This is a genomic window from Actinosynnema sp. NPDC023587 (genome assembly GCF_040640215.1).
Classification (GTDB): domain Bacteria; phylum Actinomycetota; class Actinomycetes; order Mycobacteriales; family Pseudonocardiaceae; genus Actinosynnema.
Genome location: NZ_JBFABG010000017.1, coordinates 65,726 through 78,348, shown reverse-complemented (window position 1 = coordinate 78,348; position 12,623 = coordinate 65,726). Strand labels below are relative to the sequence as shown.

At 73.4% G+C, this 12,623-nt stretch carries 16 protein-coding genes; 10 read left to right on the top strand and 6 right to left on the bottom strand.

The genetic code is table 11. The annotated features are described in order from the left end of the window. Window position 1 precedes the first annotated feature (1 nt). Window positions 2-742, top strand: a complete 741-nt coding sequence (locus tag AB0G01_RS31090; protein WP_360952944.1) for a potassium channel family protein — start codon at window positions 2-4, stop codon at window positions 740-742. Window positions 743-797: 55 nt separating this feature from the next. Here the strand turns inward: AB0G01_RS31090 and AB0G01_RS31085 are convergent, their stop codons facing one another. Both AB0G01_RS31085 and AB0G01_RS31080 read right to left on the bottom strand, forming a co-directional pair. Then, window positions 798-1,391 carry an HAD family phosphatase gene (locus AB0G01_RS31085; RefSeq protein WP_360952942.1) on the bottom strand — a complete coding sequence of 198 codons (594 nt, stop codon included), beginning with the start codon at window positions 1,389-1,391 and terminating at the stop codon, window positions 798-800. After that, the gene (locus AB0G01_RS31080) at window positions 1,388-2,407 is read right to left on the bottom strand and encodes a GntG family PLP-dependent aldolase (RefSeq protein WP_360952939.1); all 1,020 of its coding nucleotides are present in this window, start codon (window positions 2,405-2,407) and stop codon (window positions 1,388-1,390) included. Before AB0G01_RS31080 ends, AB0G01_RS31085 begins: the two co-directional genes overlap by 4 nt. Window positions 2,408-2,559: 152 nt before the next feature. Here AB0G01_RS31080 and AB0G01_RS31075 point away from each other — a divergent pair, with 152 nt between their 5' ends. From AB0G01_RS31075 to purB, 9 genes are all read left to right on the top strand, one after another. Beyond that, window positions 2,560-3,078 (top strand): SigE family RNA polymerase sigma factor, encoded by a 519-nt coding sequence (locus tag AB0G01_RS31075; RefSeq protein ID WP_360952936.1) that lies wholly within the window; start codon window positions 2,560-2,562, stop codon window positions 3,076-3,078. A gap of 17 nt (window positions 3,079-3,095) precedes the next feature. Beyond that, complete coding sequence (locus AB0G01_RS31070) at window positions 3,096-3,842, top strand: hypothetical protein (RefSeq protein WP_360952933.1); 747 nt, start codon at window positions 3,096-3,098, stop codon at window positions 3,840-3,842. A gap of 134 nt (window positions 3,843-3,976) precedes the next feature. Beyond that, the gene (locus tag AB0G01_RS31065) at window positions 3,977-4,300 is read left to right on the top strand and encodes a multidrug efflux SMR transporter (protein WP_360952930.1); all 324 of its coding nucleotides are present in this window, start codon (window positions 3,977-3,979) and stop codon (window positions 4,298-4,300) included. Between the two features lie 13 nt (window positions 4,301-4,313). Continuing rightward, window positions 4,314-4,901 carry a TetR family transcriptional regulator gene (locus AB0G01_RS31060; protein WP_360952927.1) on the top strand — a complete coding sequence of 196 codons (588 nt, stop codon included), beginning with the start codon at window positions 4,314-4,316 and terminating at the stop codon, window positions 4,899-4,901. A gap of 70 nt (window positions 4,902-4,971) precedes the next feature. After that, window positions 4,972-5,502 carry a SigE family RNA polymerase sigma factor gene (locus AB0G01_RS31055; RefSeq protein WP_360952924.1) on the top strand — a complete coding sequence of 177 codons (531 nt, stop codon included), beginning with the start codon at window positions 4,972-4,974 and terminating at the stop codon, window positions 5,500-5,502. Then, the gene (locus tag AB0G01_RS31050) at window positions 5,499-6,332 is read left to right on the top strand and encodes a hypothetical protein (protein ID WP_360952921.1); all 834 of its coding nucleotides are present in this window, start codon (window positions 5,499-5,501) and stop codon (window positions 6,330-6,332) included. The genes AB0G01_RS31055 and AB0G01_RS31050 overlap by 4 nt, the downstream gene beginning before the upstream one ends. A 199-nt stretch (window positions 6,333-6,531) precedes the next feature. Beyond that, window positions 6,532-6,939, top strand: coding sequence for a YciI family protein (locus AB0G01_RS31045; protein ID WP_360952918.1), 408 nt, complete (start codon window positions 6,532-6,534; stop codon window positions 6,937-6,939). 8 nt (window positions 6,940-6,947) lie between these two features. Continuing rightward, on the top strand, window positions 6,948-8,087 hold the full coding sequence (locus AB0G01_RS31040; RefSeq protein ID WP_360953043.1) for a DUF6596 domain-containing protein: 1,140 nt from the start codon (window positions 6,948-6,950) through the stop codon (window positions 8,085-8,087). Between the two features lie 118 nt (window positions 8,088-8,205). Next, window positions 8,206-9,636, top strand: coding sequence for an adenylosuccinate lyase (gene purB, locus AB0G01_RS31035; RefSeq protein WP_360952915.1), 1,431 nt, complete (start codon window positions 8,206-8,208; stop codon window positions 9,634-9,636). On the opposite strand, the gene AB0G01_RS31030 is transcribed toward purB, so the two are convergent. The 4 genes from AB0G01_RS31030 to AB0G01_RS31015 are packed head-to-tail and all read right to left on the bottom strand — an operon-like array spanning window position 9,633 to window position 12,534. After that, window positions 9,633-10,052, bottom strand: a complete 420-nt coding sequence (locus tag AB0G01_RS31030; RefSeq protein WP_360952912.1) for a hypothetical protein — start codon at window positions 10,050-10,052, stop codon at window positions 9,633-9,635. The genes purB and AB0G01_RS31030 overlap by 4 nt on opposite strands. A gap of 51 nt (window positions 10,053-10,103) precedes the next feature. Beyond that, entirely contained in the window at window positions 10,104-10,853 is a 750-nt protein-coding gene (locus AB0G01_RS31025; protein ID WP_360952909.1) for an amino acid ABC transporter ATP-binding protein, read from the bottom strand. Next, complete coding sequence (locus AB0G01_RS31020; protein WP_360952906.1) at window positions 10,850-11,719, bottom strand: amino acid ABC transporter permease; 870 nt, start codon at window positions 11,717-11,719, stop codon at window positions 10,850-10,852. The genes AB0G01_RS31025 and AB0G01_RS31020 overlap by 4 nt, the downstream gene beginning before the upstream one ends. Continuing rightward, window positions 11,680-12,534: an ABC transporter substrate-binding protein gene (locus AB0G01_RS31015; RefSeq protein WP_360952903.1), complete on the bottom strand. Its 855-nt coding sequence runs from the start codon at window positions 12,532-12,534 to the stop codon at window positions 11,680-11,682. The genes AB0G01_RS31020 and AB0G01_RS31015 overlap by 40 nt, the downstream gene beginning before the upstream one ends. Window positions 12,535-12,623: the final 89 nt, after the last annotated feature.

The following is a 12,623-nucleotide window of genomic DNA, read 5'->3' as shown; positions in this document are numbered from 1 at the left end:
GGTGTCGGAGACTGATGAGCGCCGCCTGACGAGCTGGGAGCGGCGTGCCGAGTGGCCGCTGACGGCGCTGGCCGTCGTCTTCCTGGTGGCCTACGCCTGGGAGGTGCTCGACAACCGCTCGACGCCGGGCCTGCACGGGGTCCTGGAAGTGGTGCTGTGGGTCGTGTGGCTGGTGTTCGCGGTCGACTACGGCGCGCGGTTGGCGCTGGCCGCGGACAAGCGCCGGTTCGTCGCCACGCACCTGTTCGACCTGCTCGCGGTGCTGCTGCCGATGGTCCGGCAACTGCGCGTGCTGCGCCTGCTCACCGTGCTCAAGGTGCTCAACCGCCGGTTCTCCGGCAAGGTGCGGCACCAGATCGGCGTGTACGTCGCCGGCGTCACCACGCTGGTCGGGCTGTCCGCGTCGCTGGCCGTGCTGGACGCCGAGCGCGGCCACCCCGACGCCACCATCACCACCTTCGGCGACGCCGCCTGGTGGACGCTGACCACGATCTCCACCGTCGGCTACGGCGACCGCTACCCGGTGACGTGGGAGGGCAGGCTGGTCGCCGCGCTGCTGATGATCGGCGGGATCGCGCTGCTCGGCGTGATCACCGGCACCATCGCGTCCTGGCTGGTGCAGCGGTTGAGCGGGGTCGAGGGGCAGGTGGTCGAGGCCGAGCAGGCCACGGTGGCGGAGCTGCGGTCGGTCCGGGCCGAGCTGGCGGAGCTGCGGGCCGAGCTGCGCGCCGCCAAGAGCTGAACCGGGGGCTCCGGGTGGGGTCGCGCGCGGAGGCGGGACGGTGGGGGCGCGGCGGTCAGGGGAGCACGCCGAGGTCGACGAGCCGGTCGCGGGCGTGCGCCGCACCCTGCCAGTGGACGCCGACGAGGCCCGCCTCGGTCGCGCCGTCGGTGTTCTCCTCGCGGTCGTCGAAGAACACGCAGTCGCGGGTGCCGAGCAGGTCGGCCAGCGCGGTCCAGATCGCGGGCGCGGGCTTGACCACGCCGAGGTCGCCGGAGAACACCAGGTGCCGGAAGTGCGACGTCCACGGCTGCCGCGCCACGATCCGGCCGAACGCCGACGGCGCGTTGGACAGCAGCGCCAGCGGGACGCCGGCCGCCGCCAGCTCCCCGATCAGCGCCAGCGCGGCGGGTGAGGTCACCAGCCAGCCCTCGGTGTCCACGGCGGTCAGGTCGACCGCCCGCTCCGCGCTGACCTCGACGCCGAGTTCGCGGCCGACCGACCGCCAGTACTCGACCTCGGGCGAGCCGTGGTCGTAGGCGTCGCGGAAGGCCCAGTAGGGGGTGGCGAACCGGTCCGGCGGCACGCCCAGCATCCCGGCCAGCCGGTCCAGGTTGGTGTTGGCCTCGCTGATCACGTTCCCGTAGTCGAACACCACCCAGCGGCTCACGAGCTCACCGACTGGATCCGGCGCAGGGCCTCGGCCACGTCGGCGGCGTTCACGTCGCGGTGCGTCACGAACCGCACCTTCCCCGCCATCGGCCCCGCGAACACCCCGAGGTGCCGGAGCCCGGTCAGCGTCACGTCCAGGTCCGGCACGCCGGCCATGACGATGTTGGTCGCCGGCTCGTCCACCTGCCAGCCCAGCTCGGCCAGGCCCCTGGCCAGCGTCCGGGCGTTGGCGTGGTCGGCGGCCAGGTCGTCGAGCCGGTCCAGGCCGACCAGCCCGGCGGCGGCCAGCACGCCGCCCTGCCGCACGCCGCCGCCGAGCATCTTCCGGATCCGCCGCGCCTCCACGACGAACGCGGCCGTGCCCGCCACCACGGACCCGACCGGCGCGCCCAGGCCCTTGCTCAGGCACACCTGCACGGTGTCGACGCCGACGGTCAGCGCCGCCGGCGGCACCCCGAGCGCGATCGAGGCGTTCCACAGCCGCGCGCCGTCGAGGTGCACCTTCAGGCCGGTCTCCCGGGCGGCGGACACCAGCAACGCGTGCTCGTCGGGCGGGGTCACCGCGCCGCCCGCCCCGTTGTGCGTGTTCTCCAGGCACAGCAGCGTGGTCCTGAGCGTGTAGTAGGGCCCGTCGGCACCGGCGGCGGCGCGGACGGCGTCCGCCGTGACCCGGCCCGGTTCCGCCCACTCCAGGGGGTGCGGCATCCCGCCGGCGATCCACGCGGCGGTGCCGAGCTCGTTGTCCAGCACGTGCGCGCCGCGCGGGGCGAGGAACCGGTCACCGCGGCGCAGGTGGGCGGTGAGCGCGATCAGGTTGCCCATCGAGCCGGACGGCACCCAGAGGGCGGCCTCCACGCCGAGCAGGTCGGCGACCCGCTCTTCCAGCGCTTTCATCGTCGGGTCGTGTTCGAGCACGTCGTCGGCCACCTCGGCGGCCGACATGGCCAGGCGCATGTCCTGGTCCGGTCGGGTGACGGTGTCGGAACGGAAGTCCAGGGGCGCTGGCAGGGTCACGAATGGATCACATCACACCGGGCAAGGGCTTACCGGTTGGTGCCCGGCGCACCACGATGGGGGTGACGCAAGTCTCGGGCACCCGCCGTGCAACCGTAGGGCCGCCCGGTTCCGTCCGGTAAGTGCAAGCACGACGAGCGGAGAGAGTCCGCGTGGATCAGCGCGACGAGCAGGAGTTCGCGGAGTACTTCGCGGCTCGCCGGGAGGCCGTGCGCCGAACGGCGTTCCTCCTCTGTGGTGACTGGCACCGCGCGGACGACCTCGCGCAGACCGCGTTCGTCGCGTTGCACCGGAAGTGGCGCAAGGTCCGGGACAAGCAGGCCCTGGACGCCTACGTCCGCCGAACCCTGGTGCGCGCGGTGATCGACGAGTCGCGACGGCCCTGGCGTCGGGAGCGCTTCGTGGACGTGGTCCCGGAGACTCCCGCCAACGACGGGGAGATCGCCGACTCGGTGGCCACGCGGGAGGCTCTGGTCGCGGGCTTGAAGCGGGTTCCGCCCCGGCAACGGGCGGTGCTCGTGCTGCGGTTCCTGGAAGGCTTGGACGTGGCGGCGGCAGCCGTGGCGCTCGGGTGTTCCGAGGGGACCGTGAAGAGCCAGACCTCGCGCGGTCTGGTGGCCCTGCGCGAAGCGCTGGGCGACACGATCGACGACCTGAGGCCGGCGTCGTGACCGGGAGGTGGGAGTAGGTGGACGAGCGCAGGATCGCGGACCTGTTCCGCGACGCGGCGAACGGTGCGCCGCCCCCGTCCTTCGACGTGGGCAACGTCCGCTCGGCGTCGGCGCGGGAGACCGCGCGGAAGCGCACGCGGCTCGCCCTCGGTTCGGCGCTGACCGTGGTCGTCGCGCTCGGCGGTGTGGTGACCTACGCCAACCTGGTGCCGCGCGAGAACGTCAGTACGTCTGCGGGTTCCGCTGAGAGCGCCGCGTCCCCTAACCTCAGCCCGATGGCGGTCCCCGAGCCTCGGCGGGGTGAATCGCTCGCCGTACCCGACGTGAGCGGCGGACTGCCGCCCAAGAGCATCCCCGAAGATCCGTCTACGCAGGGGGACGGGACATCGGGGACGACCGGTCGTCCGACGACCGGTGGTGCCTCCGGGTGCCAGGAGGTGGACCGGGAGCTCGCCGTCGCCCTCGCCGACGAGCTCCCGGCCGCCGAAGGGCTCCAGCCCTCGCACGCGGTGGCCAACTGCCCGACCGGGGCGCGCGGTGCCGGCTACCTGGTGCGCGACGACCAGGGCGTGTACGGGGTCGTGTCGGTGGTCCTGGTGCCGCCGGGGGTGCAGGCCCTGGCCTCCTCCTCGCCCGCCGAGGGGCGCGCGCCCGCCCGGGACGGGACGGTCTTCGTGCTGAGCGAGCCCGCCCAGGGGTCGGTGGCGGGGCCGTTCGAGGCGCGGTTGACCGATCTCGCGGCCCGGGTCGCGGCCCGGTTCTGAGCCCGCTCCCCCGATGGGGGCGGATGTCCTCGGACGGGTGGCCCGGCGTTGCCCGGTGGTGTCCCGCGGCGCAGAGTGGTACTTGTGTGCCAGTAATTTGGTACGCTCGTGCCAATCTGGTCGGAGGGGTTGCCGTGGCGTGGGTCGTGCTCATCGTGTCCGGGTTCTTCGAAGCCGGTTGGGCGGTGTCGTTGAAGCTGTCGGACGGCTTCAGCAGGCTGTGGTGGACGGTGGCGTTCGCGGTGTGCGCCGCGATCAGCCTGGGCGGGCTGGCGTGGGCGATGAAGCAGTTGCCCGCCGGACCGGCGTACGCGGTGTGGACCGGCATCGGCGCGGCGCTCACCGCCGTGATCGGGATGATCTGGCTCGGCGACGGGGTGTCCACGCTCAAGCTGGTGTCCCTCGGGCTCATCGTCAGCGGCGTCATCGGCCTGAACCTGGCCGGTGGCGGGCACTAGTACCTTTCCCCGAATGACAGCCGCAACGCCCAAGGGCGAGCGCCGCCGCCAGGCGCTGGTCGAAGCCGCCGCGGACCTGTTGGTCGACGGCGGTTTCGACGCGGTCCGGCACCGGGCGGTGGCCGAGCGCGCGGGCCTGCCGCTCGCGTCGACCACGTACTACTTCGACTCGCTGGACGACCTGGTCACCGCCGCGCTGGAGTTCCACGGCGAGGCCGAGCTCGCCTACGGCAAGGTGCGCCTGGCCGAGCTGGACGTGGTGGCGTGCGGCGGCGAGGCGTTCATCGACCTGGTGCTGGACCTGCTGCTGGGCCCCCCTGCGGGCGAGCGCGACGCGGAAGCGGTGCTGCTGCGCTACGAGCGGCTGGTGGCGACCGGCCGGCGACCGTACCTGCGGCCCCTGATGCGCCGCCTCAGCGGGGAGCTGCACGGGCTGTTGACCGAGATCTTCGGCCGGGCCGGGCAGCCGGTCGGGCGCGAGCGGGTCGAGGAGCTGATCGCCCTCGTGGACGGGGCCGTGGTCAACGCGCTGATCGAGATCAGCCCGGACCCGCGCGCGGCGGCCCGGCGGATGCTGGCCAAGGCCATGTCGTCCCGCTGATTCCCGCGGCGGGGTGCAACCCCGGAGCCCCCTCGGACGTGATTAGAGGTGGGGGCCGGAAGGGGTGGGCATGCGCAGGGCCGACGAACAGGCGTTTCGCGACTTCGCGGTCGGCCACGCCGCCGCGCTGCGCCGGACCGCGTTCCTGTTCTGCGGCGACTGGCACACCGCAGAAGACCTGATGCAGACCAGTCTGCTGAAGCTCTACCAGGCGTGGCACCGGGTCGAGTGGCGCGACCACCCCTCGGCGTACGCGCGGAAGGTGCTGCTGCGGACGTGGCTGGACGAGAAGCGCAGACCGTGGCGGCGGGCCGAGCAGCGCGACGGCGAGCTGCCCGAGGTGGCGGACTCCTCGGCCGACCCGGAACTGGCCGGCGAACGGCTGTGGGCGCGCGACCTGGTGCACGCCGCGCTGCTGCGCGTGCCGCCCCGGCAGCGGGCGGTGCTCGTGCTGCGGTACTTCGAGGACCTGCCGGTCAGCGAGGTCGCGGTGGCCATGGGGTGCACGGAGGGGACGGTCAAGAGCCAGACCGCGCGGGGACTGGTCACCCTGCGGGCCGCCGTGGAGGAGCTCGACAGGGGGGTGGTGGTGGCGTCATGAGTGAAGCGGAGCTGCGGAAGAGCCTGCGCGCGGCGGTCGGCGACGAGCCACCGCTGGACTTCGACGCCGACGCGCTGATCGAGCGGGCGCAGGGCGTGCGCGCGGCGCGCAGGAGGCGACGGGCGCTGGTGGCGGTCGGTGCGGCGACGGTCGTGCTGATGGGGACCGTGCTGTCGTTGCCCGGCGTGCTCTCGGCCCGGGACGTCGTCCAGGTCGACGCGTTGACCGGGCGGGTGCTGACCACCGCGCCGGTGGGCGCGGTGCCGTCCGGGACGTCGCCGTCGTCGTTCGCGAAGCCGACGTCCTCGGTGCCGGCGTCGGTGGCACCGCCGGGGGTGACCACGTCGGCGGACCCGGCGTCCAGGCGGTTGACGGCGCTGTCCGGCTACCTGGCGGACCGGTTCGCGGCGGTGGTGCCCGGGGTGTGGGACGTCCGGGTGGAGTTCGCCGACGACCGCGCGAAACCGGCGGCCGGGCTGGCGAGCGGGTTCGTCCACTTCGAGGACGACGAGGGCAGCGGGGGCGTCGTGGTGCGCCTGACCGGCCCGCCCACCGCCTTCACGAGGGACGACTTCTGCGCCGGGGTCAGGTGCGAGCACCAGCAGAAGCGGGCCGACGGCAGCGTGGTCGAGTTCGCCACGTCGAGCAGCGGGTCGTCGCCGGACGTGGTCAGCCACTCGGTGGCGCACTTCCGGGCGGACGGCACGGTGGTCCAGGTGACCGGCTACAACTACGACCCGGCGCAGGGCGGGAAGACCCGGGACGTCGTGCCGGTGACCCTCGACCAGCTCCTGATCCTGGCCACCGATCCCCGCCTCGACCTGCGCTGATCCCGTCCGGTCGACTCGGTCCCCCGCCGAACTCCTCCCCCTGGGCGGCGGGCGTCGGCTCCGTGTGCCGCGCCCGTCGTCCGCCCAGGGGCACGGGTCCGGAAAAAAGTTCCCGCGTCGATGTCGAGAACCGGGGACCGGCTCCGTCCCAGGGGCAGAACGCGACCACAATGGGGCGTCGGCACCGAGGAGAGACACCATGGCCAAGTACCTGCTGCTCAAGCACTACCGCGGCGCGCCGTCCCCGGTCAACGACGTGACCATGGACAAGTGGACGCCGGAGGAGGTCGCGGCGCACATCCAGTACATGCGCGACTTCGCGGCGCGGCTGGTGGAGACCGGCGAGTTCGTCGACAGCCAGGCGCTCGCCCCCGAGGGGATGTTCGTCCAGTACGCCGGCGAGGGCCGCCCGCCGATCACCGACGGGCCGTTCGCCGAGACCAAGGACCTCATCGCCGGCTGGATGGTGATCGACGTCGACAGCCACGAACGCGCCGTGGAGCTGGCCGGGGAGCTGTCGGCCGCACCCGGCGCGGGCGGGACGCCGATTCACGAGTGGCTCGAACTGCGGCCGTTCCTGGCCGAGCCGCCCACCATCACGGAGTGAGCTCGCCGGTGGACGACGCGCTGCTGCGGAGCCTCACCCCGGCCGTGCTCGGCGTCCTCGTCCGTCGCGGAGCCGACTTCGCGGCGGCCGAGGACGCCGTGCAGGACGCCCTGGTCGAGGCGGTCCGGGTGTGGCCGGACGACCCGCCGCGCGACCCGAAGGGCTGGCTGGTCACCGTGGCCTGGCGGCGGTTCCTCGACGTGGCCAGGGCGGACACCGCCCGCCGCCGGCGCGAGGACTCGGTGGAGGAGGTGCCGCCGGCCGGTGCCGCGGTGGACGACACGCTCCAGCTCTACTTCCTGTGCGCGCACCCGTCGCTGACGCCGTCGTCGGCGGTGGCGCTCACGCTGCGGGCGGTCGGCGGGCTGACCACCCGCCAGATCGCCCAGGCCTACCTGGTGCCCGAGGCGACCATGGCGCAGCGCATCAGCCGGGCCAAGCGCACGGTCTCCGGGGTGCGGCTGGACCGGCCCGGCGACGTGGCCACCGTGCTGCGGGTGCTGTACCTGGTCTTCAACGAGGGCTACTCCGGTGACGTCGACCTCGCGGCCGAGGCGATCCGGCTCACCCGCCAGGTCGCGGCCTCGATCGACCACCCCGAGGTGGCGGGGCTGCTCGCCCTCATGCTGCTGCACCACGCCCGGCGCGCCGGGCGGACCGCACCGGACGGCCGGCTGGTGCCGCTCGCCGAGCAGGACCGCACCCGGTGGGACACCGCGTCGATCGCCGAGGGCGTCGCGATCCTCCAGTCGGCCCTCGCCCGCGACCGGCTCGGCGAGTTCCAGGCCCAGGCCGCGATCGCGGCGCTGCACGCCGATGCGCCCACGGCGCGGGAGACGGACTGGGTGCAGATCGTGGAGTGGTACGACGAGCTCGCGCGCCTGACCGGCAGCCCGGTGGTCCGGCTCAACCGGGCGGTGGCCGTGGGGGAGGCGGACGGGGCGCGCGCCGGGCTGGCGGCGCTCGCGGCGCTGGACGGTTCGCTGCCCCGGTACGCGGCGGTGGCGGCGCACCTCCACGAGCGCGACGGCGACCTGGACACCGCGGCCCGGCTGTACGCCGAGGCGGCCCACCAGGCCGCCACCCTCGCGGAGCGCGACCACCTGACCCGTCAGGCGGCGCGGCTCAACTCGCGCCGGGACCGGTGAGCCGGGGTGGTGGGACGCGGCGGCGGAAGGCTGCGGTCGGCGCTCGCCGGTCGGCGGACCGCCGGGCGGTGAAGGCGGCGGGGACGGGGTCGGGCGGGGCGCTGGGTAGGCTTGGGCGGTGACTAGCAAGCCGCGCATCGCCAACGTCCTCGCAGGTCGCTACGCCTCTGCCGAGCTGGCCACCCTGTGGTCCGCCGAGCACAAGATCGTGTTGGAGCGGCAGTTGTGGCTTGCTGTGCTCCGGGCCCAGGCCGGGCTCGGGGTCGCCGTGCCGGCCGAGGCCGTAAGTGACTACGAACGGGTGCTGGACCAGGTCGACCTCGGGTCCATCGCCGCCCGGGAGCGGGTCACCCGGCACGACGTGAAGGCCCGGATCGAGGAGTTCAACGCCCTCGCCGGGCACGAGCACGTGCACAAGGGCATGACGTCCCGGGACCTCACCGAGAACGTCGAGCAGCTCCAGGTCCTGCGGTCGCTCGAAGTGGTGCGGGGCAAGGTCGCGGCGGTCCTCGTCCGGCTCGTCCGGCTCGCCGCCGAGCACACCGATCTGGTCATGGCCGGCCGGTCGCACAACGTCGCCGCGCAGGCCACGACCCTGGGCAAGCGGTTCGCCTCGGCCGCCGACGAGACGCTGGCGGCCTTCCACCGGCTCGACGAGCTGATCGCGCGCTACCCGCTGCGCGGCGTCAAGGGACCGGTCGGGACCGCGCAGGACATGCTGGACCTGATGGGCGGCGACCGCGCGAAGCTCGCCGAGCTGGAGGAGACCGTGGCCGGGCACCTCGGGTTCGAGAAGGTGCTGACCAGCGTCGGGCAGGTCTACCCGCGCTCGCTGGACTTCGACGTGGTGTCGAGCCTGGTGCAGGCGGCGGCCGGGCCGTCGAGCCTGGCCAAGACGATCCGGCTGATGGCCGGCCACGAGCTGGTGACCGAGGGCTTCAAGGCCGGTCAGGTCGGCTCCAGCGCCATGCCGCACAAGATGAACACGCGGTCGTGCGAGCGGGTCAACGGGTTCGCGGTCGTCCTCCGCGGCTACCTGTCGATGGTCGGCGAGCTGGCCGGGGACCAGTGGAACGAGGGGGACGTGTCCTGCTCCGTCGTCCGGCGGGTGGCGCTGCCGGACGCGTTCTTCGCGTTCGACGGGCTGGTGGAGACCTTCCTGACCGTGCTCGACGAGTTCGGGGCCTACCCGGCCGTGGTGGCCAAGGAGCTCGACCGCTACCTGCCGTTCCTGGCCACGACCAAGGTGTTGATGGCCGCCGTCCGGCGCGGGGTCGGGCGGGAGACCGCGCACGAGGCGATCAAGGAGCACGCGGTCGCCGTGGCGCTCGCCATGCGGGAGCAGGGGGCCGGGAACGACCTGGTGGAACGGCTCGCCGCCGACCCCCGGCTGCCGCTGGACCGCGACGAGCTCCAGGCGCTGCTCGACGACCGGCTGTCGTTCACGGGGGTCGCCGGCGAGCAGGTCGCCTCGGTGGTCGCCCAGGTCGAGGACGTGGTGGCGAAGTTCCCGGCCGCCGCCGGGTACGCGCCGGAGCCGATCCTCTAGGGCTTGCCCCAGACCAGCCGGCCCCGCCGGGTCCGCTCGCACACCAGCGGGCGTCCGGTGGGGTCGACCGCCGCCGCGCCCTCGTCCCGGCACGGGAAGCCCCGGAGGGCCACGTCGTCGAGGTCCGGCTTCGTGGGCTCCACCGGCGGCGGCGTCGGCTGGACCTGGACCGGAGGCGGTTCCGGGGCCGGGGGTGGCGGCTCGGCCGTGGTGGGGGCGACCGCCGGCCGGGGCGTGGTCGGGACCGGTCGCACCGAGATGGAGGCCACGGCGGGGACGGAACTCGGCGTCGGCGAGGTCGTGGTGACCGGGGTCGGAGCCGGGGTCGGGGACGCCTGGGGCTTCCCGCACCCGCCGAGCAGCAGGCCGAGACCGAGGCTCGCGGCGGCGGTCGCACGGGCTGCCTTTCGGGCCATCACGGGTAGCCAGGGTAGGGGGCCCGCGCGCGCGGCACGAGGGTGGTCCGCTCACAGCCTGCCGGCGTCGATGATCCTCTTCAGGAACTGCCTGGTCCGCTCGTGCTCGGGCGCGCCCAGCACCTGGTCGGGCGGGCCCGACTCGATGAGCCTGCCGCCGTCCAGGAAGCAGATCCGGTCGGCCACCTGCCGGGCGAAGCCCATCTCGTGGGTCGCCATCAGGATGGTCGCGCCGCCGGCCGCGAGCTCGCGGACCAGGGACAGCACCTCGCCGACCAGCTCCGGGTCCAGGGCGCTGGTCACCTCGTCGAGCAGCAGCAGCCTCGGGGAGTAGGCCAGCGCGCGGGCGATCGCGACCCGCTGCTGCTGGCCGCCGGACAGCCGGTCCGGGTAGCTGCCCGCGCGGTCGGCCAGGCCCACCCTGGCCAGCAGTTCGCGCGCGCGGGCTTCCGCCCGCCCCCGGGGCACGCCGTGCACCTCGCGCGGGGCGAGGGTGATGTTGTCCAGCACGGTCATGTGCGGGAACAGGTTGAACGCCTGGAACACGATGCCCATCCGGCGGCGCGCGACGTCGGCGTCCACGCGGGGGTCCGAGACGTCCACGCCGTCGAGCAGGATTCGGCCGTCGTCCAGCTCCTCCAGCAGGTTCACGCAGCGCAGCAGCGTCGACTTGCCCGATCCCGAGGAACCGATCAGCGCGACCACCTCGTGCTCGTGCACGTCGAGGTCGATGCCGGCGAGGACGGTGTTCTCGCCGTAGTGCTTGACCACGCCGCGCACCTTGAGGACCGGTGCGGTCATCGGCCCCCCTGACGTTGTTCGGCGCGCCTGGCCATGCTGTCGGCGAAGCGCGCGGACGGTATCGCGAGCAGGACGAACAGCAGGCCCGCCACCACGTACGGCGTGAAGTTGAACGACTTCGCCTGCTCGATCTGGGCGGCGCGCACCGCGTCGACCGCGCCCAGCACGGAGATCAGCCCGCAGTCCTTCTGCAACGCGACGAAGTCGTTGAGCAGCGCCGGCGCGACGCGGCGCACCGCCTGCGGGAGCACGACCAGCCGCATGGTCCGGTGCGGGCCGAGGCCGAGGGACCTCGCCGCCGCCACCTGGGACGGGTGGACCGATTCGATCCCGGCCCGGAACACCTCCGCCACGTACGCCGTGTAGGCCAGGACCAGCGCGACACCCCCCAGGACCACGTAGTCGTTGGGCACGCCGGTCAGCCGCAGCGCGGGCAGCCCGAACCCCACCAGGTACAGCAGGATGATCAGCGGCAGACCGCGGAACAGGTCGACGTACGCGGTGGCGAGCACGCGCAGCGGGAACCACACCGGGCCGCGCAGCGTGCGCACCGCCGCGATGCCCAGCGCCAGCACCAGGATCAGCGCGCCGCACACCAGCAGCACCCGCAGGTTCAGCCACAGGCCGCCCAGCACCGCCGGCAGCGAGCGCCAGGCCATGTCCAGGTTGAAGAACGAGTCCTGGACGCGCGGCCAGCCCGGCGCGCGGGTGACCGTGAAGTAGGCGACGGCGGCGAACACCAGGGTCGAGAGCAGGGCGACCAGGGTCGAGCGCCGGGAGCGGGAACGCCGGTACGCCAGGCGTTCCCGCTGCACCTCGCTGATCGTCACTTCAGCGCGGGGGCGCTGCCCGCCGAAGTCAGCCACTCCTGCTCGAACGCGGCGAGCTTGCCCTTGGAGCGCAACGCCTCCACGGCGTTGGACACGCACCCGGTCAACGCACTGCCCTTGTCCAGCACGATGCCGAACTGCTCGGGCCGCCGGTCCGCGCCGGGGATCTGGCCGATGATCTGGCCGTCGTCCATCTCCACCGACGTGATCTGGAACGCCGTGGGCAGGTCCACGATCAGCGCGTCGATCTGCCCGGCGCGCAGGGCGGCCTTGGCGTCGTCGTTGGTGTTGTAGACCGCCACGTCCTGCTCGGTGGACAGCCGCTTGGCCGACTCGAACGACGTGGTGCCGACCTGCGCGCCGAGCTTGACCTTCTCCAGGTCCGCCAGGGTCTTCACCGACGCGGCCTTGGACGACTTGAGCGTGACCGCGACCTGGCCCACGTCGTAGTAGGGCGCGGAGAAGTCGACGGCCTGCTTGCGCTCCTCGGTGATGGAGAACTCGTTGATGTCGGCGTCGTAGGTCTTCTTGCCGGGTTGGATGGCCGCGTTGAACGGCACCCGCGTCCAGACCACGTCGGACTTGGCGTAGCCGAGCTCCTCGGCCAGGGCGTAGGCCAAGGCGGATTCGAAGCCCTTGCCGTTGGTCGGGTCGTCGTCGACGAACCACGGCGCGTAGGCGGGCTGGTCGGTGCCGAAGGTGATCTTGCCCGGCGTCAGGGTCGCCAGGGTGTCCTTCTTGCACGCGACGCCGTTGACGGCGGTCGGGGCGACCGGTGTGTCTTCGGCAGGGGCGCAGGCGACCGCGAGCAGGGCGGCGGTCACGGTGAGTACCAGTGCGGGTGCACGCATGGGGCAGATCTTGCCGCAGGTGGGAAGACCCGCCCACGACCTGGGACGCGCGGCTTCGGCGGCCGGTGGTGCGGTCCGGGTCGGCAAGT

Bases quoted from the DNA above. Each gene is read 5' to 3' on its own strand.
- AB0G01_RS31060 (WP_360952927.1), top strand. From the start codon at position 4,314: ATGACAGCCGCAACGCCCAAGGGCGAGCGCCGCCGCCAGGCGCTGGTC.
- AB0G01_RS31055 (WP_360952924.1), top strand. From the start codon at position 4,972: ATGCGCAGGGCCGACGAACAGGCGTTTCGCGACTTCGCGGTCGGCCAC.
- AB0G01_RS31050 (WP_360952921.1), top strand. From the start codon at position 5,499: ATGAGTGAAGCGGAGCTGCGGAAGAGCCTGCGCGCGGCGGTCGGCGAC.
- AB0G01_RS31045 (WP_360952918.1), top strand. From the start codon at position 6,532: ATGGCCAAGTACCTGCTGCTCAAGCACTACCGCGGCGCGCCGTCCCCG.
- AB0G01_RS31030 (WP_360952912.1), bottom strand. From the start codon at position 10,052: ATGGCCCGAAAGGCAGCCCGTGCGACCGCCGCCGCGAGCCTCGGTCTC.
- AB0G01_RS31025 (WP_360952909.1), bottom strand. From the start codon at position 10,853: ATGACCGCACCGGTCCTCAAGGTGCGCGGCGTGGTCAAGCACTACGGC.
- AB0G01_RS31015 (WP_360952903.1), bottom strand. From the start codon at position 12,534: ATGCGTGCACCCGCACTGGTACTCACCGTGACCGCCGCCCTGCTCGCG.